This is a genomic window from Pantoea dispersa (genome assembly GCF_019890955.1).
GTDB lineage: Bacteria > Pseudomonadota > Gammaproteobacteria > Enterobacterales > Enterobacteriaceae > Pantoea > Pantoea dispersa.
In genome coordinates this window covers 3,050,205-3,066,923 of record NZ_CP082346.1, presented here as the reverse complement: position 1 = coordinate 3,066,923, position 16,719 = coordinate 3,050,205, and the positions used below count along the sequence as shown (strand labels likewise).

General features: G+C 59.5%; 19 protein-coding genes. 13 read left to right on the top strand and 6 right to left on the bottom strand.

Annotated elements, in window-relative coordinates:
- The first annotated feature begins 12 nt into the window (after positions 1–12).
- Positions 13–483: a hypothetical protein gene (locus K7H94_RS14450; RefSeq protein ID WP_222951232.1), complete on the top strand. Its 471-nt coding sequence runs from the start codon at positions 13–15 to the stop codon at positions 481–483.
- Between the two features lie 234 nt (positions 484–717).
- On the opposite strand, the gene K7H94_RS14445 is transcribed toward K7H94_RS14450, so the two are convergent.
- A complete protein-coding gene (locus K7H94_RS14445) occupies positions 718–1,680 on the bottom strand; it encodes a chemotaxis protein (protein WP_021507259.1) in 963 nt (320 codons plus the stop codon).
- A gap of 141 nt (positions 1,681–1,821) precedes the next feature.
- Positions 1,822–3,201, bottom strand: a complete 1,380-nt coding sequence (dbpA, locus tag K7H94_RS14440; RefSeq protein ID WP_222951231.1) for an ATP-dependent RNA helicase DbpA — start codon at positions 3,199–3,201, stop codon at positions 1,822–1,824.
- A gap of 391 nt (positions 3,202–3,592) precedes the next feature.
- Here dbpA and K7H94_RS14435 point away from each other — a divergent pair, with 391 nt between their 5' ends.
- The gene (locus tag K7H94_RS14435) at positions 3,593–3,790 is read left to right on the top strand and encodes a hypothetical protein (RefSeq protein ID WP_010618157.1); all 198 of its coding nucleotides are present in this window, start codon (positions 3,593–3,595) and stop codon (positions 3,788–3,790) included.
- Positions 3,791–3,899: 109 nt separating this feature from the next.
- Here the strand turns inward: K7H94_RS14435 and K7H94_RS14430 are convergent, their stop codons facing one another.
- Together K7H94_RS14430 and K7H94_RS14425 are read right to left on the bottom strand one after the other, a co-directional pair.
- A complete protein-coding gene (locus K7H94_RS14430) occupies positions 3,900–5,261 on the bottom strand; it encodes an amidohydrolase family protein (protein ID WP_222951230.1) in 1,362 nt (453 codons plus the stop codon).
- 89 nt (positions 5,262–5,350) lie between these two features.
- Entirely contained in the window at positions 5,351–6,211 is an 861-nt protein-coding gene (locus K7H94_RS14425; RefSeq protein WP_031279666.1) for a LysR family transcriptional regulator, read from the bottom strand.
- Between the two features lie 87 nt (positions 6,212–6,298).
- Here K7H94_RS14425 and K7H94_RS14420 point away from each other — a divergent pair, with 87 nt between their 5' ends.
- The 6 genes from K7H94_RS14420 to yniD all read left to right on the top strand — a co-directional run bounded on the left by K7H94_RS14420 (position 6,299) and on the right by yniD (position 11,998).
- A complete protein-coding gene (locus K7H94_RS14420) occupies positions 6,299–7,471 on the top strand; it encodes a cyanate transporter (protein WP_222951229.1) in 1,173 nt (390 codons plus the stop codon).
- A gap of 227 nt (positions 7,472–7,698) precedes the next feature.
- Positions 7,699–9,348: an L-lactate permease gene (gene lldP / locus K7H94_RS14415; protein ID WP_021507254.1), complete on the top strand. Its 1,650-nt coding sequence runs from the start codon at positions 7,699–7,701 to the stop codon at positions 9,346–9,348.
- Entirely contained in the window at positions 9,345–10,130 is a 786-nt protein-coding gene (gene lldR, locus K7H94_RS14410; RefSeq protein WP_222951228.1) for a transcriptional regulator LldR, read from the top strand. Before lldP ends, lldR begins: the two co-directional genes overlap by 4 nt.
- Positions 10,130–11,320: an FMN-dependent L-lactate dehydrogenase LldD gene (gene lldD, locus K7H94_RS14405; RefSeq protein ID WP_058769356.1), complete on the top strand. Its 1,191-nt coding sequence runs from the start codon at positions 10,130–10,132 to the stop codon at positions 11,318–11,320. The genes lldR and lldD overlap by 1 nt, the downstream gene beginning before the upstream one ends.
- 62 nt (positions 11,321–11,382) lie before the next feature.
- Positions 11,383–11,811 carry an OsmC family protein gene (locus K7H94_RS14400; RefSeq protein ID WP_021313986.1) on the top strand — a complete coding sequence of 143 codons (429 nt, stop codon included), beginning with the start codon at positions 11,383–11,385 and terminating at the stop codon, positions 11,809–11,811.
- A gap of 79 nt (positions 11,812–11,890) precedes the next feature.
- Positions 11,891–11,998, top strand: a complete 108-nt coding sequence (yniD, locus tag K7H94_RS23015) for a small membrane protein YniD (protein ID WP_021507251.1) — start codon at positions 11,891–11,893, stop codon at positions 11,996–11,998.
- 111 nt (positions 11,999–12,109) lie between these two features.
- On the opposite strand, the gene K7H94_RS14395 is transcribed toward yniD, so the two are convergent.
- Positions 12,110–12,349 carry a hypothetical protein gene (locus K7H94_RS14395; protein ID WP_021507249.1) on the bottom strand — a complete coding sequence of 80 codons (240 nt, stop codon included), beginning with the start codon at positions 12,347–12,349 and terminating at the stop codon, positions 12,110–12,112.
- A gap of 111 nt (positions 12,350–12,460) precedes the next feature.
- The gene (locus K7H94_RS14390) at positions 12,461–12,784 is read right to left on the bottom strand and encodes a hypothetical protein (protein WP_222952069.1); all 324 of its coding nucleotides are present in this window, start codon (positions 12,782–12,784) and stop codon (positions 12,461–12,463) included.
- A 58-nt stretch (positions 12,785–12,842) separates the two neighbouring features.
- On the opposite strand from K7H94_RS14390, the gene K7H94_RS14385 reads away from it, so the two are divergent.
- The 5 genes from K7H94_RS14385 (at position 12,843) to K7H94_RS14365 (ending at position 16,716) form a co-directional block, all read left to right on the top strand.
- Positions 12,843–13,028: a hypothetical protein gene (locus K7H94_RS14385; protein WP_021507248.1), complete on the top strand. Its 186-nt coding sequence runs from the start codon at positions 12,843–12,845 to the stop codon at positions 13,026–13,028.
- Positions 13,029–13,236: 208 nt separating this feature from the next.
- Positions 13,237–13,545, top strand: coding sequence for a PTS sugar transporter subunit IIB (locus K7H94_RS14380; protein ID WP_031279665.1), 309 nt, complete (start codon positions 13,237–13,239; stop codon positions 13,543–13,545).
- A gap of 88 nt (positions 13,546–13,633) precedes the next feature.
- Positions 13,634–14,950, top strand: a complete 1,317-nt coding sequence (locus tag K7H94_RS14375) for a PTS sugar transporter subunit IIC (protein ID WP_021507246.1) — start codon at positions 13,634–13,636, stop codon at positions 14,948–14,950.
- The gene (locus K7H94_RS14370) at positions 14,950–15,264 is read left to right on the top strand and encodes a PTS lactose/cellobiose transporter subunit IIA (protein ID WP_222952055.1); all 315 of its coding nucleotides are present in this window, start codon (positions 14,950–14,952) and stop codon (positions 15,262–15,264) included. Before K7H94_RS14375 ends, K7H94_RS14370 begins: the two co-directional genes overlap by 1 nt.
- 12 nt (positions 15,265–15,276) lie before the next feature.
- A complete protein-coding gene (locus K7H94_RS14365; RefSeq protein WP_222951227.1) occupies positions 15,277–16,716 on the top strand; it encodes a glycoside hydrolase family 1 protein in 1,440 nt (479 codons plus the stop codon).
- Positions 16,717–16,719: the final 3 nt, after the last annotated feature.

Genomic DNA, 16,719 nt, shown 5'->3' with positions numbered 1-16,719 from the left:
GGTCGTACCAAATTGCGCACCCTACAAAAACGCGCAGAGGCGGATGGGATATCTGCATTATCCCGTCGCACAAACCGTAGCGGCGCGATTCATCGCGCATTTCATTTCCAGCACCGTGGGGAATGCGCAAAAAATCGCGCCGCTACCACCCGTGCGGTTATCAGCGGCATCACATGGAAGGAATATCTGCGTGACACGTCGCGCCATCATGATTCATTGCGGATGGGATATCTGCATTATCCCGTCGCACAAACCGTAGCGGCGCGATTCATCGCGCATTTCATGTCCCGCACCATGGCGGAATGCGCAATAAATTGCGCCGCTACCACCCGTGCGGTTATCAGCGGCATCACATGGCAGGAATATCCGTTACCCGTGCGGTTATCAGCGACATCCTATGAAAGGGATATCTGCGTGACACGTCGCGCCATCATGATTCATTGCGGATGCGATATCTGCATTATCCCGTCGCACAAACCGTAGCGGCGCGATTCATCGCGCATTTCATTTTCCGCACCGTGGCGGAATGCGCAATAAACTGCACCCTGCAAAAAACGCGCAGAGGCCCTGTAGGGTCACCATTCATGGTGACCTCAGACGATTAATAGATCAGTAAGACAGGATAAATACGCCGTTACGGTAACGCTGCTGAAGGCTGGCGAGCGGGCATAAAAAAGGCGCGAACATCGCGCCTGAGGGGATAATCGGGGCAAGCGCTTAGCGCTTCTTCTCCAGCACGCGATAAATCACGCTGGAAAGCTCGTTGATTTCAAACTTAGCGACGTAACCGTCAGCGCCCACTTTGCGCACGTGATCTTCGTTGGCGCTGCCGGAAAGCGACGAGTGAATCACCACCGGAATCTGCCGCAGCGCGTCGTCGCGCTTGATGTTGCGCGTCAGGGTAAAGCCGTCCATCTCCGGCATTTCGAGGTCGGTCAGCACCAGCGCGATTTTGTCGTGAATCGACTCGCCGTTAGCCTGTGCTTCTTTCTGCATCTCGCTGATTTTTATCCACGCTTCAAGCCCGGTATTGTGCATGATGGCCGGAATGCCCATGCTTTTCAGCCCCTGTTCCAGCAGCTGACGCGCCACTTTAGAGTCTTCAGCAACAATCGCTACCTGGCCGGGTTTAAGGTTGAAATTCTTCGCCGTCTCTTCGCTCGGCTCAACGCCACGCACCGACGGAATGATGTCATACAGAATCTGCTCGACGTCGAGCACCAGTGCCAGATTGTTGCTCTGACCGTCGGTGTCCAGACAGGCGATGCTGGTGATGTTACGGCTGCCGATGCCTGCTTCCGCCGTGTGCACCTGATTCCAGTCGAGACGCACAATGTTCTCCACCGATTCCACAGCAAATGCCTGGGTGCTGCGCGCGTATTCGGTGACCAGCAGCAGGTTGAGGCCGGTTTCCGGTTTACAACCGGTTACTGCCGGCAGGTCGATTACCGGAATAAACTGGCCGCGAATGCTGGCCATGCCGAGCAGCGGTGAATTCATGCCGGCGGCGCGGGTAATCGTCGGCATTGGCACAATTTCACGCAGTTTAAATACGTTGATGCCGTACAGCTCAGACTTGCCTTTCAGCCGATCGGAACCCAGCCGGAACAGCAGCAGTTCGAATTTGTTAGAAAGCGCAAGGTTGGCGCGTTCATCGATCTCTTTCTGAAAATTATCCATTGTGGCCTCGGGGCAGAATCTGGGCGGAGTAAAGGGCAGGGCAATAGCGCCATGATTAACTTATCGGCAGCGGAGGAAAAAAATGAAGGGAAGGGCGATGAAAATTTAGCGTAAGGGCGATCGCCCTCACGCTCACGACAGTTACTTCAGCAGAATCGCGCGCACGCTTTTGCCTTTGATCTTGCCCTCTTTCAGCTTGATCAGTGCTTTCTTCGCCTGTGCGGCGTCGATGGCGACATACGCATGGGTCGGGGTGAGATCGATTTTACCGATCTGATCGCCGCTGAAACCGGCTTCACCGGTCAGGGCGCCCAGAATATCGCCGGGACGCATCTTGGCTTTACGCCCACCGTCAATGCACAGCGTCATCATTGCCGCCGGCAGCGGCTGTGCGCCTTTGCCTTTCAGCGTGCTGGCCGGCTGCCAGTTGAGCTTCTGCTGCAGGTAATCTTCCAGCGCATGGGCGCGCACCATTTCGTCGGCCGCCACAAAGCTGACCGCCAGCCCCTGTTCGCCGGCGCGGCCGGTACGGCCAATGCGGTGAATGTGCACTTCCGGATCCCACGCCAGCTGGAAGTTAACCACCAGCGCCAGCGATTTAATGTCGAGGCCGCGCGCGGCGACGTCGGTGGCGATCAGCACGCGGATGCTGCCGTTGGCAAAGCGAATCAGCACGCGTTCGCGATCGCGCTGTTCCAGATCGCCGTGCAGCGCCAGCGCGCTGATCTGGCGATCGTTGAGCGCGGCTGCAATTTCATCGCATTCCCGTTTGGTGTTACAGAACACCACGCAGGAAGCCGGTTGCTGCTGGCTGAGCAGGGCGCTGAGCAGGTTGATACGCTCGCTGGCGCTGGCTTCAATAAACTGCTGCTCAATCGCTGGCAGTTCCGACTGCGCTTCGGTCGCTACTGCCAGCGCATCGCGCTGAAAGCGCTGACTCAGGCTGGCAATGGTATCGGGCCAGGTGGCGGAGAACAGTAGCGTCTGACGCGAATCCGGCGTAAAGCCAATGATAGCTTCCATATCGTCGCGGAAACCCATCTCCAGCATGCGATCGGCTTCGTCCAGCACCAGGCTCTGCAACTGACTTAAATCGAGATTGTCACGCTTGAGATGATCGAGGATGCGCCCCGGCGTGCCGACCACAATATGCGGCGCGTGCACCAGCGAGTCGCGCTGCGCACTCAATGGCTGGCCGCCGCACAGCGTCAGGATCTTGATGTTGCGGGTGAAGCGCGCCAGCTGACGCAGCACGTTGCTGACCTGGTCGGCCAGTTCACGCGTCGGGCACAGCACCAGCGCCTGGGTATGAAAACGCCCGCTGTCGATGCGGTTCAGCACGCCAATACTGAAGGCGGCGGTTTTGCCGCTGCCGGTTTGCGCCTGCGCCCGCACATCGCGTCCGCTAAGGATGGCCGGCAGGGAAGCGGCCTGAATCGGCGTCATGGCGTCGAAGCCCATCTCGCGCAGGTTGTCGAGCTGGCTGGCAGGCAGTTGCGTCAGGGTAGAAAAAGCAGTCACAGGAGCATCTCAGGTAGTAGCAGGAATAGCGGCGGCCAGTCTGGCAGAAAGGCGGCCTATCGGCAACGGCAATTGCGATAATAATCACGTTGTGAAATTAGTCAGTCGTTGCGCTTTGTCAGGTCAATGATGAGGTGCAACTATCGCAAAGTTTTAATGAATGTTCCGAATTTCACACCAGGCAGCACGAACGGTAAAAACGCTTTTTCGAGGGAAAAAATGATATTAGCGGCAGGTAAGCGGCAATATCGCCGCATGTTACGGCTATTTTCAGTAAGATTTCGCTTATATGTTACCTGTTACGCGGAAAATCTGAGTAAAAATCCTAACCGCTTTGCTTTATATTTAGCGCGCCATTTGGCAATTAATAATTACTTCAGAGGTCACCTCATTGAGTCACTATGTCCAGGGACAAAACGAAGACGTTCTGAAAATCGTCGGCCGCGCCGTGCTAACGCTGCATCTGCATGGAGAGACGTTATCCTCCGATAAAGTCAGCTCCATGATTGCCTGTTATGCGGAAGAAGAGCCTGTTAATGACGATGAGCACCAGCGCCTGTATGCGCTGGCGATTCAGATGTTGTCTTAAATCCAGCATTATCATCGGGCTTGCCGCGCCGGTGTCACCTTCCAAAGCCTCCTGCGGGAGGCTTTTTTCTGGCCGGGTCTGGCGTGCTGGTGCTGGCTGCGATGCGCCTTCAGGCGCTGAATACCGGCGTGCCGCGCTGGAACGTAGCGCGCACCGGCGCAATGCGCGCCACGGCTTCCGCCGAGCAGCTGGCGTCGACCAGCATCATACTGGCTTCATCCTGCAGCTGCGGCCACTGGCGCTCACCGCTATTGGCGAGCGGCAGAATGCCGCCGGTGGCGATATGCAGCGCGCGGCTCAGGCCAAACTCATCCGATCCGCGATACAGCTGGGCATACAGATTGGCTTTCTCCAGCATGCTGCCGGTACCGAACGGCGACCAGTGATCGATCACGCTGTCGGTGCCGGTCATCACCGTCACGCCCGCTGCCTGCAACTGCGGCAATGGCATCGTCAGCTTGCCAATCGGAATCGTTGACGCCACGCTCATCTGCTGTTCGGCCATGCCGGCGATAATCTCATCCAGCGCCTTACCTTCCAGCGTGGCGAGCGCGAAACCGTGGCTCAGTGTCACTTTGCCTTTCAGCTGCGGATTACGGGCGATGGTGGCGATCATGTACTGAATGGCTGCCACGCCGGCGGCGCTGGTCTCATGCAGATGAATGTCCACGCCGCGATCGTAGTCGAGCGCGATGCGGAACATCGCATCAAGCGAAGCCTGCATGGCACCATCCACGTTGGTGGGATCCAGCCCACCGACATACTGCACGCCGAGCTGCATCGCCTCACGCATCAGACCATCGACCTGCGAATGCAGCAAACCATGCTGCGGAAAGGCGACGATCTCACAGCGAAACGCCGGATGGTTGGCTAGCGCCATTTGCAGATGTTCGAGACTTTTCAGGCCACTGACCGGATCGATGTTGCAGTGGCTACGCGCTTCGGTGCTGCCTTTGCTTTGCAGCAGGCCAATCAGCGCTTCGGCGCGCGCCTGCGAGGTTGGCAGCAGCTGGGGAATCAGCACCTGCTCGCGCGCAATCATATCCATGATGGTCTTGCCCTGCCGCGGACGCGGTGCCTGCCACGGTCCGCCGTAGAAGGTTTTATCCAGATGGATATGCATGTCCCGCGTGCGCGGCAGCAGCAGCGCACCGCCAGCATCCCACTGCGGCACGGCAGGCTGGCGCGCCTGGCCGGCGGCGCTAATGGCGCTGAACTTGCCTTCTTTAATGGTGATGTCGTACAGCGCGGTGCGGGTGGCGACAATCTCCGCGCCGTCGCGCTCAAATCCCTCTTCGAGGCGCACATTCAGCAGCTGACAGTGCGCCACGGCAGGCGGCGGGGTGGACGAGACCGGCGGTGTGTCGGGGCGGGCGGCGCTGCTCATGCCAGCCATCATCAGGCTGCCTGCGGCAGTAAGGCGCACGCCGTGGCTGAGAAAATCACGTCGGCTGGAAGCGGTCAGAGGCATCGGAAACTCCAGGCAAAAGGAAAAAACCTAATCTGGCAAAACCGACGCCGCCACGCTGCGATATTTCCCACTGCCTGGCAGTGGAAAAATCACTGCCACTGTAGCTGGCAGAATTGCACCAGCGCAGCGGCCAGTGCCTGCTGCAGCGCATCCTGCGGCTTACGGCAGAACAGCGCCAGCTCAAAATGGCTGATCACTGGTAATCCCTCAGCGCTGCCCAGCACGCGGTGACCGGGCAGGCGGCAGCTGGCGGGCAGCAGCGTCAGGCCGAGACCGGCGGCGCTGGCGCTGGCGAGGGCCACCAGGCTGGCGCTGCTGTAGCTGATGCGCCAGCTACGGCCGAGCGCATCCAGCGTCTGACACATCTCTTCGCGATACAGCCCCTGCTGCGGAAACACTACCAGCGGCAGCGGCGTCTGGTCAAAGCAGGGGTGTTCGGCACTGTCCAGCCACAGCAGTGGCTCGGGCCGGGCGGCCAGCGGGCGATCGCCGCCCGGCTGCTTGATCAGCATCAGATCCAGCTCTTCGCGCTGCCATGCGCGATGCAAATCGACGTACATGCCGCTCATCACGTCAAGACGCAGCTGCGGATGCTGTCGGCTGAATCCGGCCAGCAGGCTGGCGGTCGGGGCGGCAAAATCCTCCGGCACGCCAATGCGCACAATGCCGTCGCGCCACTTATCGCTCAGCACATCGTGCGCTTCGCCGTTAAGGGCGATGATGCGCCGCGCGTAGCCGAGCAATTTTTCTCCCTCTTCGGTCAGCGCCACCTGATGTGAGGTGCGCTGTAACAGCGCTTTACCCACCATCTCTTCCAGCCGCCGCACCTGCTGACTGACTGTCGACTGCGACAGATGCACACGCTCGGCGGCGCGGGTAAAGCTGGCGGTCTCGCACACCGCCACAAAGCTCAATAGCTGCTGCGGCGTAAACATTGGCTGACGATTCATTTATCCACTGCCCATCATGGTGTTATTTCATTTCCAAATAGTACTGTCTGCTGCGATGCTGACAACCTTTTCACTGCAGGATGGGTTATGAACCGACATGCCAATACGTTAACGCTGGCTGCGCTGGTGCTGGCCGGGCTGAACATGCGCCCGCTGCTGACCTCGGTCAGTCCACTGCTGGGCCAGCTGCGCCACAGCCTGCATTTGTCAGGGCTGGCCGCCTCGCTGCTGCCGGCGGTGCCGATGGTGATGATGGGCGCGGTGGCGCTGTTCAGCGCCAGGCTGATGCAGCGCGTGGCCTTAAAGCCCTTGCTGCTGGCCGGGCTGACGCTATTGCTGCTGGCGCTGGCAGCGCGCGGCGTGATCGACAGTGGCAGCGGGCTGGTGCTCAGCGCGCTGTTCGCCGGCATCGGCGTCGGCGTGGTGCAGATGGCGATGCCGGGACTGATTCGTCAGCGTTTTAGCCGGCGCAGCGCGGCGGTCACCGGGCTGTGGGCGGGCGCACTGATGGGCGGCGGCGGACTGGGCGCGGCGCTGTCGCCGTGGCTCAGCGCGCAGCTTGGCGTACCGCTGGCGCTCAGCGGCTGGGCGCTGCCGGTGCTGCTGGCTATCCTGCTGTGGCTACGGGTGCGCGTGCCTGCCGCGCCGGATGCCGCGCAGGTAACGCTGCCGCCGCTGTGGCGTAAGCCGCGCGCCTGGTCGCTGGCGCTGAGCTTTGGCCTGGTCAATGGCGGCTATGCCACCTGCGTGGCCTGGCTGCCGGATGCGTATCACCGGCTGGGCTGGTCGGCGCAGGCCGGCGGCTCGCTGCTGGGCGTGATGATTCTGAGCCAGGTTGCCGGCGCGCTGCTGATGCCGCTGCTCGCGCGCGGTGCCGATCGCCGTCCGCAGCTGATTGTCAGTCTGCTGTGCCAGCTGGCCGGGATGAGCGGGTTTCTTTTTGCGCCACTGCTGGCGCCGTGGCTGTGGGCCGCCATCGCCGGCTTCGGTCTCGGTGCCGCGTTCCCGCTGGCGATGGTGCTGGCGCTCGATCATCTGCCGCAGCCGCAGGCAGGCGCGCGGCTGGTGGCCTTCATGCAGGGCGCAGGATTCATCATCGCCGGCTGCATGCCGTTTATTGCCGGTCAGTTGCAGGTGCTCACCCACAGCTTTGCCAGCGTCTGGCTGATGCAGGGCGTCGTGACGCTGGGGCTGATCGGGCTCAATCTGCGCTTTCACCCGCGCAGCTATGCACGCGCCTTTGGTTCTGCTGTACGCTAATTGGTCCTACCAATGTTATAAAAATGTAGCCACATGGTCACATAACACGAAAAATCACGCCTGCCGCGTTGCTTTGGGTTAACAATGCATTAACTATCTGGAGCCAGAAAGCCCGTCAGCCGCAATGTGGTCCTACCAATTGTGGTGCGGAACCGGGCAACAATCTGCGGCGCACGCCTGCTTTTGCCGATGCGCCGCATCCCTCTGGTGACCTCTGGAGAAACGGCATGCAGGTGTGGCAACAAAACTACGATCCGCTCAACAATTTGTGGCTATCCAGCCTGGTGGCGGTGATCCCGATTGTTTTTTTCTTCTTCGCGCTGATTAAGCTCAAGCTGAAGGGCTATCAGGCCGGTACGATCACCGTGGTGCTGGCGCTGCTGGTGGCGCTGTTGCTGTACGGCATGCCGGTGCCCCAGGCGCTGGCGTCGGTGGCGTATGGTTTTTTATACGGCCTGTGGCCGATTGCCTGGATCATCGTGGCGGCGGTGTTTGTCTACAAGATCTCGGTGAAAACCGGCCAGTTCGATATCATTCGCGCCTCGATTCTCTCCATCACGCCAGACCAGCGTTTGCAGATGCTGATCGTCGGCTTCTCGTTTGGCGCGTTTTTAGAGGGCGCGGCAGGCTTTGGGGCACCGGTGGCGATCACCGCCGCACTGCTGGTCGGGCTGGGCTTTAACCCGCTCTATGCCGCCGGCCTGTGCCTGATCGTCAACACCGCGCCGGTGGCATTCGGCGCGATGGGGATTCCGATCATCGTCGCCGGTCAGGTCACCGGGCTGGACAGCTTCCAGATTGGCCAGATGGCGGGACGCCAGCTGCCGTTTCTCACCCTCATCGTGCTGTTCTGGATCATGGCGATCATGGATGGCTGGCGCGGCATCAAAGAGACCTGGCCGGCGGTGATGGTGGCCGGCGGCTCGTTTGCCATCGCCCAGTACCTCAGCTCTAACTTCCTTGGCCCGGAGCTGCCGGACATCATTTCGTCGCTGGCTTCGCTGATCTGCCTGACGCTGTTTCTGCGCCGCTGGCAGCCGGTGCGCATCTTCCGCTTTAAAGAGCCCGCGCCAGAGGCTGCGCCCTCAGGGACGCAACGCTACACGCTGGGGCAGATTGTGCGTGCCTGGATGCCGTTCCTGTTCCTTACCGCGACCGTAACGCTGTGGAGTATTCCGCCGTTTAAAGCGCTGTTCGCTAAAGGCGGCGCGCTGTATGACTGGGTGTTTAGCGTGCCAGTGCCGCTGCTGCACGAGCTGGTGGCACGCATGCCGCCGGTAGTGAGCGCAGCAACGCCGTATGCGGCGCTGTTCAAATTTGACGTGGTCTCCGCCACCGGCACTGCGATTCTGCTGGCGGCGGTGATTTCGGTGATTTTCCTGCGTATGAAGCCGGCGGCGGCGCTGCGCACCTTTGGCGAAACCCTGAAGGAACTGGCGCTGCCGATCTATTCCATCGGCATGGTGCTGGCCTTTGCGTTCATCTCAAACTACTCCGGGCTGTCGGCCACGCTGGCCCTGGCGCTGGCGCACACCGGCCAGGCCTTCACCTTCTTCTCGCCGTTCCTCGGCTGGCTGGGCGTCTTTCTGACCGGCTCCGATACCTCTTCCAACGCGCTGTTCGCCGCGCTGCAGGCGACCACCGCACAGCAGATTGGAGTGTCGGATGTGCTGCTGGTGGCCGCCAATACCACCGGTGGCGTCACCGGTAAAATGATTTCGCCGCAGTCGATCGCCATCGCCTGCGCCGCCGTGGGGCTGGTGGGGCGCGAGTCCGATCTGTTCCGGTTTACCGTTAAACACAGCCTGATTTTTACCTGTATGGTCGGCGTGATCACCACGCTGCAGGCGTATGTCTTTACCTGGATGATTCCATGACTGAACCCACACCGCGGCTGGCGGATACGCTGCGCGCGCGTCTTGGCGCCTGGATTGAAGAGCATCAGCTGAAACCCGGCATGCGTTTACCTTCGGAGCGTGCGCTGGCCGCCCGCTTCGGCGTGTCGCGCTCGTCGGTGCGTGAGGCCATCCAGCAGCTGATCAGCAGTGGCGTGCTGATCAGTAAACGCGGCGGCGGTACCTGGCTGTGCGAGCCGCAGGAGCCGTGGTCAGAACAGCGCATCGTCGAGCCGATTCGTCAGTTGCTGGCCGCCGATCCTGACTACCGCTGGGATATTCTTGAGGCGCGCCACGCGATTGAGGCCAGCACCGCCTGGCACGCCGCGCAACGCGCCACCGAGGCGGATAAAGAGCGGCTGCGCTATGCCTTTGACGCGCTGATACAAATGAACGACTGCGACGATCCCGAACTGGCCGCGCAGGCGGATCTGCGCTTCCACCTCGCCATTGCCGAAGCCTCGCATAATCTGGTGCTACTGCAGACCATGCGCGGATTTTTTGATCTGCTGCAATCCTCCGTGCTGCACAGCCGCCAGCGTATGTACACCCAGCCGGTGATCTTCAACCAGCTCAACGCCCAGCATCAGGCGATGTTCGATGCGGTGATGGCGGGCGACGCCGACGCGGCGCGTCAGGCGGCGATGGATCACCTCGGCTTTGTTCACACCACCATGAAAACGCTGCATGAAGACGAAGCGCGCCAGGCCCGCATCACGCGGTTACCGGGCGCCACGCAGGCTACCCGTAAGGAAGACAACTGATGATTATTTCTGCTGCCAGTGACTATCGCGCCGCGGCGCAACGTATCCTGCCGCCATTCCTGTTTCACTATCTGGACGGCGGAGCCTACGCAGAACATACCCTGAAGCGCAACGTGGCCGATCTCTCTGACGTGGCGCTGCGCCAGCGCGTGCTGAAAAACATGGCTGAGCTGAGTCTGGAAACGCGGCTGTTTAATGAAACATTGTCGATGCCGGTGGCGCTGGCGCCGGTCGGCCTGTGCGGCATGTACGCGCGACGCGGTGAAGTGCAGGCGGCGCGTGCGGCAGCCAATCGCGGCATTCCGTTTACCCTGTCGACGGTGTCGCTGTGCCCGATAGAAGAGGTGGCACCGGCGATTAACCGTCCGATGTGGTTTCAGCTGTATGTGCTGCGCGATCGCGGCTTTATGCGTAACGCGCTGGAGCGGGCCAAAGCGGCAGGCTGCTCGACGCTGGTGTTCACCGTCGATATGCCGACGCCGGGCGCGCGCTACCGCGATGCGCACTCCGGCATGAGCGGCCCGCATGCCGCGCTGCGCCGTTACTGGCAGGCGGTCACCCATCCGCAGTGGGCATGGGACGTCGGGCTGCACGGGCGTCCGCACGATCTCGGCAATATCTCCACGTACCTTGGTAACCCTACCGGACTGGAAGATTATATCGGCTGGCTGGCGAACAATTTCGACCCGTCGATCTCGTGGCAGGATCTGGAGTGGATTCGCGAATTCTGGGAAGGGCCGATGGTGATCAAAGGCATTCTCGACCCGGAAGATGCGCGCGATGCGGTGCGTTTTGGCGCCGATGGCATCGTGGTCTCCAACCACGGCGGACGTCAGCTGGATGGCGTGCTGTCGTCGGCGCGCGCGCTGCCGGCCATCGCCGACGCGGTAAAGGGCGACATCACCATTCTGGCCGACAGCGGCATTCGTAACGGGCTGGATGTGGTGCGCATGATTGCGCTGGGGGCTGACAGCGTGCTGCTGGGACGCGCGTTTATCTATGCGCTGGCGACGCACGGCCAGCGCGGCGTGGAGAATCTGCTGAGTCTGGTTGAGAAAGAGATGAGGGTGGCGATGACGCTGACCGGCGCGAAAACCATTGCGGACATCACCCAGGATTCGCTGGTGCAGGCGAATGCGCTGCTGAGCGAAGCCGGACTCAGCCCGGCGCGCCCGCACGCGGTGCGCTAAGCCAGGCAAAGCGCCGGCTCTTGTCTATACTGAATAGCTGTCTGACTAACAGGAGGAATGACATGACCATTCATAAGAAAGGATCGGCCCATTGGGAAGGCGACATCAAAGGCAAAGGCACGGTTAGCACTGAAAGCGGCGTGCTCAGCAACCAGCCATACGGTTTTAACACCCGTTTTGAAGGCGAGAAGGGCACCAATCCGGAAGAGCTGATTGGCGCGGCACACGCCGCCTGCTTCTCCATGGCGCTGTCGCTGATGCTGGGCCAGGCCGGTCATCCACCGAAAAGCATCGACACCACCGCCGATGTTTCACTGGACAAAAAGGGCGACGGCTTCGCCATCACCAAAATTGCCCTCAACAGCACCATTGCGCTGCCGGGCATCGATGATGCCAAATTTGATGAAATCATTCAGAAAGCCAAAGCCGGCTGCCCGGTGTCTCAGGTGCTGAATGCCGAAATCACCCTCGACTATACGCTGAATAATTAATCGCCCTCACGGGTGACCAGCGGTAGACTATGCGATGCGCCTGCGGGCGCATCGTTGCTTTCTGCTGTCTGGAGGAGACGTGGCAAAAAAACTGGCTGCGACAAAACACTGGAAGATGATTGTGGTGTTGCTGTGCATCTGCGGCGCGCTGATGCTGATTCGCTGGGCGGCGATGATATGGGGCTAAAGGATTGGGTATGCCGCCACAAGCTCGGGGTGCTGGTGATGATTATTCTGGTGCTGGAACTGGTGCACTACCTGCTGACGGCCTCGTGGCTGCCATGGCAGTTCTGACGCCTCAGGCATATTCGCCGTCATGCTCATGCTGGCGCAGATTGCGCACGCTGCTGCGCGCAATGCGGTAGGCCTTGCGCGGATCGCCCGCGACAAATTCAAAGGTGGGCGAATAGTAAAACGGCAGCCAGCCGCCGAAGCCGCTCTCCCACTCCCAGCGCACCGGACAGGGCCAGAGAATGCCGTCATACAAAATGTAATAAACCCAGCGTCCGTTGGGACGACGGGGGCGAGTTTTTTTCATGGGATTCACAACTGTAATAGTGTAAAGCAGCTTATATTTTGAACGCTGCGGGCCCAGGTTGCAATGCCGTCTGGCTGTTTTTTATGCAATTGATGACACACTGGCACCGAATTAACGGTGCACTTCCCCACAAAGCAGCACCACGTTCGGCCGGACTTTATGGATGCGATCGGCCATCTGTTCGCAGGCCACTTTCGTGGGGTAAATCCGCTCCGACACCGGCAGGGCATCACAGGCATCGTGGCCGCAGGCACTCACTAACAAGACAAAACCAATCAACATAACCGACTCCTTCTGCACCATTCCCGTGGTACGGAATGTGTGGCTGTGTGTTCCTTTTTTTGATCCAGTATAGCTAAACGCCTCAGGCGTCAATGAACAGCCTGAGCGGCTTTTTTGTCCGAACAGAATGATGATAACCAGCGCCACGCCCATTAGCAGCACAATCTGGGCTAAACTGTGCGGCACTGACAACAATAAGGAGTGATATCTGATGTCTCATGAAATTGCCCATCCGGCCAGCAGCCCAAAACAGGCCGCCCTGCAACTGGTCATCGAACTGGTGCGCGCCGGTAAACTGAGCCCGCTGCACGGCGATGCTTCCAATATGATCTCCATCTACGAACAGTTCAAGGCACACTTCGAAGCCGACAAGCAAAAAGATTCCGCCATCTCCTGACGATCTGCCCCCGGTGGCGCGCTGTGTCTGGCCGCGCCACTGTTCCCCGACTTTCACATAATCTCTTCCGTTTATTATTGCATCCCGATTAAATTTGCAGTGCGCTTTTTGATATTTCTCACAGATCCGTAACGCAAATCTGAAACCGGTTGCAGAAAATCTTTAGCGCGGGTATTCGTTAATTAAACCCCACACTGAGGATTGAATGATGCCAAAGATTCTACTCTGCTGCGCCGCCGGAATGTCCACCAGCATGGTGGTGCAGAAAATGGAGAAGGCCGCCAAAGAGAAGGGCGTCGAGGTTGAGATAAAAGCCGTTGGCATTGAAGAGTTTAACGATCAGATCGCGAACTTTGACTGTTGCCTGCTCGGGCCGCAGATTAAATACAAACTGGCGGACTTCCAGCCGCTGGCGCAGCAGCTAAATAAGCCTATCACTGTGATTAATAGCATGGATTACGGCATGATGAATGGCGCGAAAATATTAGATGATTCGCTAAAGCTGATTCACGCCTGACGATTGTTCCGAAAATAAAATAATTGTTTACGCCTGTGCGCTATTGCACAGGCTTATTCTGTTGTTGCCTGATGCAAGGAGCTCGCCGATGAGCAGCATAAGCGAATCGTTATTTGGTGTGATTGAAAACCGCATCAGCCCGCTGGCCGGACGCCTCTCCAGCCAGCGCCATGTGATTGCCATCCGTGATGGATTCATCGCCTCGATGCCGTTTCTGATTGTGGGCTCATTTATGCTGCTGTTTGCCCATCCGCCGTTCTCAGCTGACAGCTCATGGGCGTTTGCCCAGTGGTGGCTCGGTATGGTGCGCGCGCATGAAGCGCAAATCATGATGCCTTATAACATGACCATGGGCATCATGGCGCTGTATATCGCCAGCGCCATCGCCTATAACCTGGCGAACAGCTACAAAATGAACGGCTTTATGGCGGCCAGCCTGGCGCTGATGGCGTTTCTGGTGGTGGCCGCGCCCCAGAGCAACGGCACGCTGCCGGTTGGCTCACTCGGCGGCGAGGGCATTTTCACCGCGATTCTGGTGGCGCTGTTCGCCACTGAGCTGATGCACTTCCTGCAAAAGCACAACATCGGCTTTAAGCTGCCGGAGCAGGTGCCGCCCAAAATTCGTCAGTCGTTCGATCTGCTGATCCCGATCATCGCCATCTTCATCACGCTGTTTCCGCTCAGCCTGTGGGTGCAGGCGCAGTTTGGCCTGCTGCTGCCGCAGGCGATCATGGCGCTGTTCGCACCGATTATCTCCGCCTCGGATTCGTTACCGGCGGTGCTGGTGGCGGTGCTGCTGTGCCACATGCTGTGGTTCGCCGGCATTCACGGTGCGGTGATTGTCGGCGGCATTCTGCAGGCGTTCTGGCTGACTAACCTCGGTCTCAACCAGCAGGCGCTTAACGCAGGTGAGCCGATCACGCACGTGTTTATCGAGCCGTTCTGGCAGTTTTTCATCGTTATTGGCGGCTCCGGTTCCACCATGGGGCTGGTGCTGCTCTACCTGCGCAGCCGCTCGGCGCATCTGCGCTCGATTGGCAAGCTGAGCATTGTGCCCAGCATGTTCAACATCAACGAGCCGGTCATCTTCGGTTCGCCGGTGGTGATGAATCCGATTCTGTTCATTCCGTTTATCTGCGCGCCGTTAGTCAACGCCACGCTCGCCTGGACAGCCACCAAAACCCACCTGATTAACCACGTGGTGTCGCTGGCCCCCTGGACCACGCCGGCACCGATCGGGGCGGCCTGGTCGACCGGCTGGGACTGGCGCGTCATCGTGCTGATTGCCGTGCTGGTAACCATCGCCACGCTGATTTACTACCCGTTTTTCAAAATTTATGAGCGGCAACTGCTGCAGCAGGAGCTTGAGCAGGCCGCTGCAGCGCAACCGGTTAAGGAGGCATGATGGAAATTGATGAGAGCACGGTCATGGAACTGATTATTCAGGCGGGAGAAGCGCGCTCCTGCTCAATGGAAGCGCTGTGCGCGGCGCGGCGCAAAGAGTGGCCACGCGCCGATGCGTTGCTGAGCGAAGCCAGCGAGGCGGCCAGAGCCGCGCACCGTATCCAGACCGAATTGATTGGTGCTGACGAAGGCTGCGGCAAAATTCCGGTCAATCTGATCATGGTGCATGCGCAGGATCACCTGATGAACGCCATGCTGTGCCGTGAACTGGCGGAAGAGATCATCCAGCTGCGGCGCGAGCTGGCTGCGGACTAACAAGGAGGCAGTATGCAACATCCTAACCCCGGTGCGTTTCCGCACGGCTTTCTGTGGGGCGCTTCAACCTCGGCGTATCAGGTCGAGGGTGCCTGGAACGAAGACGGCAAAGGGCCGTCGGTGATCGATAAAGGCCATTTTCCTGAGGGGATGACGGATTTCACCGTCACCAGCGATCACTATCATCGCTTCCGGGAAGATATCGCGCTGCTGGCGGAGCTGGGCCTGAAAACCTATCGATTCTCCATCGCCTGGAGCCGCATCTATCCGCAGGGTGACGGCGAGCTGAATCCGGCGGGCATTGCGTTTTATCAGCAACTGATTGATGAAATTTGCCGCCACGGCATTGAGCCGCTGGTCACGCTCTATCACTTCGACCTGCCGTGGGCGCTGCAGCAGGATGGCGGCTGGTCAAACCGGCGCACCGTGACCGCTTTTGAGCGCTTCGCCATCACCTGTTTCGAGCACTATGGCGACCGGGTGAAATACTGGCTGACCATCAATGAACAGAACATGATGATCCTCAAAGGCGAGGTGATTGGCACGCTGCCGGCCGGCACGGTGGATGCGCAGAAAACGCTGTATCAGCAGAACCACCATATGATGCTGGCGCAGGCTAAAGCGATGATTGCCTGTCACCAGCGCTTGCCGCAGGCCAAAATTGGCCCGGCACCGAACATCTCCTGTATCTATGCCGCCAGCGCCAGACCGGAAGATGTGCTGGCCGCCGATAACTTTTCAGCGATCCGCAACTGGCTCTACCTCGACCTGGCGGTACACGGCCATTACAACAACGTGGTGTGGGCGTTTCTGCAGCAGCGCGGCTGGCTGCCGCACATTGAGGCGGAGGATATGGCGACCATCGCCGCCGGCCAGCCGGACTTTATCGCCTTCAACTATTATGCATCGGCCACCGTCAGTGCTGACATGCCTGAGGTGGCGCGCGGTGAGCTGAACAGCAAGCAGCAGGCCGACCAGCAGATGGCCGGCATCGACAAATCGGTGTACGTCGGCTGCAACAATCCGCATCTGCAGCAGAATCAGTTTGGCTGGTATATCGATCCGGTCGGTTTCCGCATTACCGCGCGCGAGATCTACGCGCGCTATCGGCTGCCGCTGATTGTGACAGAAAATGGTCTCGGCGCGTTCGACACGCTGGAGGCGGGCAATAAGGTGTATGACGACTACCGCATTGCCTATCTGCGCGAGCATATCGCTCAGCTGCGGCTGGCAATTGCCGATGGCGTCGAGCTGTTCGGCTACTGTCCGTGGTCGGCCATCGATCTGGTCAGCACCCATCAGGGCATCAGCAAACGCTACGGCTTTATCTACGTTAACCGCGATGAACACGATCTGCGCGATCTGGCGCGCTATCGCAAGAAGAGCTTTTTCTGGTATCAGCAGTTGATCCGCAATAACGGTGCACAGCCTGATGCGGAGGTGGAATACTAACGC

Excerpts from the sequence above, each read along its gene's own strand:
- K7H94_RS14445 (WP_021507259.1), bottom strand. The coding sequence starts at position 1,680 with ATGGATAATTTTCAGAAAGAGATCGATGAACGCGCCAACCTTGCGCTT.
- K7H94_RS14430 (WP_222951230.1), bottom strand. The coding sequence starts at position 5,261 with ATGCCTCTGACCGCTTCCAGCCGACGTGATTTTCTCAGCCACGGCGTG.
- K7H94_RS14425 (WP_031279666.1), bottom strand. The coding sequence starts at position 6,211 with ATGAATCGTCAGCCAATGTTTACGCCGCAGCAGCTATTGAGCTTTGTG.
- K7H94_RS14420 (WP_222951229.1), top strand. The coding sequence starts at position 6,299 with ATGAACCGACATGCCAATACGTTAACGCTGGCTGCGCTGGTGCTGGCC.
- lldP (WP_021507254.1), top strand. The coding sequence starts at position 7,699 with ATGCAGGTGTGGCAACAAAACTACGATCCGCTCAACAATTTGTGGCTA.
- lldR (WP_222951228.1), top strand. The coding sequence starts at position 9,345 with ATGACTGAACCCACACCGCGGCTGGCGGATACGCTGCGCGCGCGTCTT.
- lldD (WP_058769356.1), top strand. The coding sequence starts at position 10,130 with ATGATTATTTCTGCTGCCAGTGACTATCGCGCCGCGGCGCAACGTATC.
- K7H94_RS14400 (WP_021313986.1), top strand. The coding sequence starts at position 11,383 with ATGACCATTCATAAGAAAGGATCGGCCCATTGGGAAGGCGACATCAAA.
- K7H94_RS14395 (WP_021507249.1), bottom strand. The coding sequence starts at position 12,349 with ATGAAAAAAACTCGCCCCCGTCGTCCCAACGGACGCTGGGTTTATTAC.
- K7H94_RS14390 (WP_222952069.1), bottom strand. The coding sequence starts at position 12,784 with ATGGGCGTGGCGCTGGTTATCATCATTCTGTTCGGACAAAAAAGCCGC.
- K7H94_RS14385 (WP_021507248.1), top strand. The coding sequence starts at position 12,843 with ATGTCTCATGAAATTGCCCATCCGGCCAGCAGCCCAAAACAGGCCGCC.
- K7H94_RS14380 (WP_031279665.1), top strand. The coding sequence starts at position 13,237 with ATGCCAAAGATTCTACTCTGCTGCGCCGCCGGAATGTCCACCAGCATG.
- K7H94_RS14375 (WP_021507246.1), top strand. The coding sequence starts at position 13,634 with ATGAGCAGCATAAGCGAATCGTTATTTGGTGTGATTGAAAACCGCATC.
- K7H94_RS14370 (WP_222952055.1), top strand. The coding sequence starts at position 14,950 with ATGGAAATTGATGAGAGCACGGTCATGGAACTGATTATTCAGGCGGGA.
- K7H94_RS14365 (WP_222951227.1), top strand. The coding sequence starts at position 15,277 with ATGCAACATCCTAACCCCGGTGCGTTTCCGCACGGCTTTCTGTGGGGC.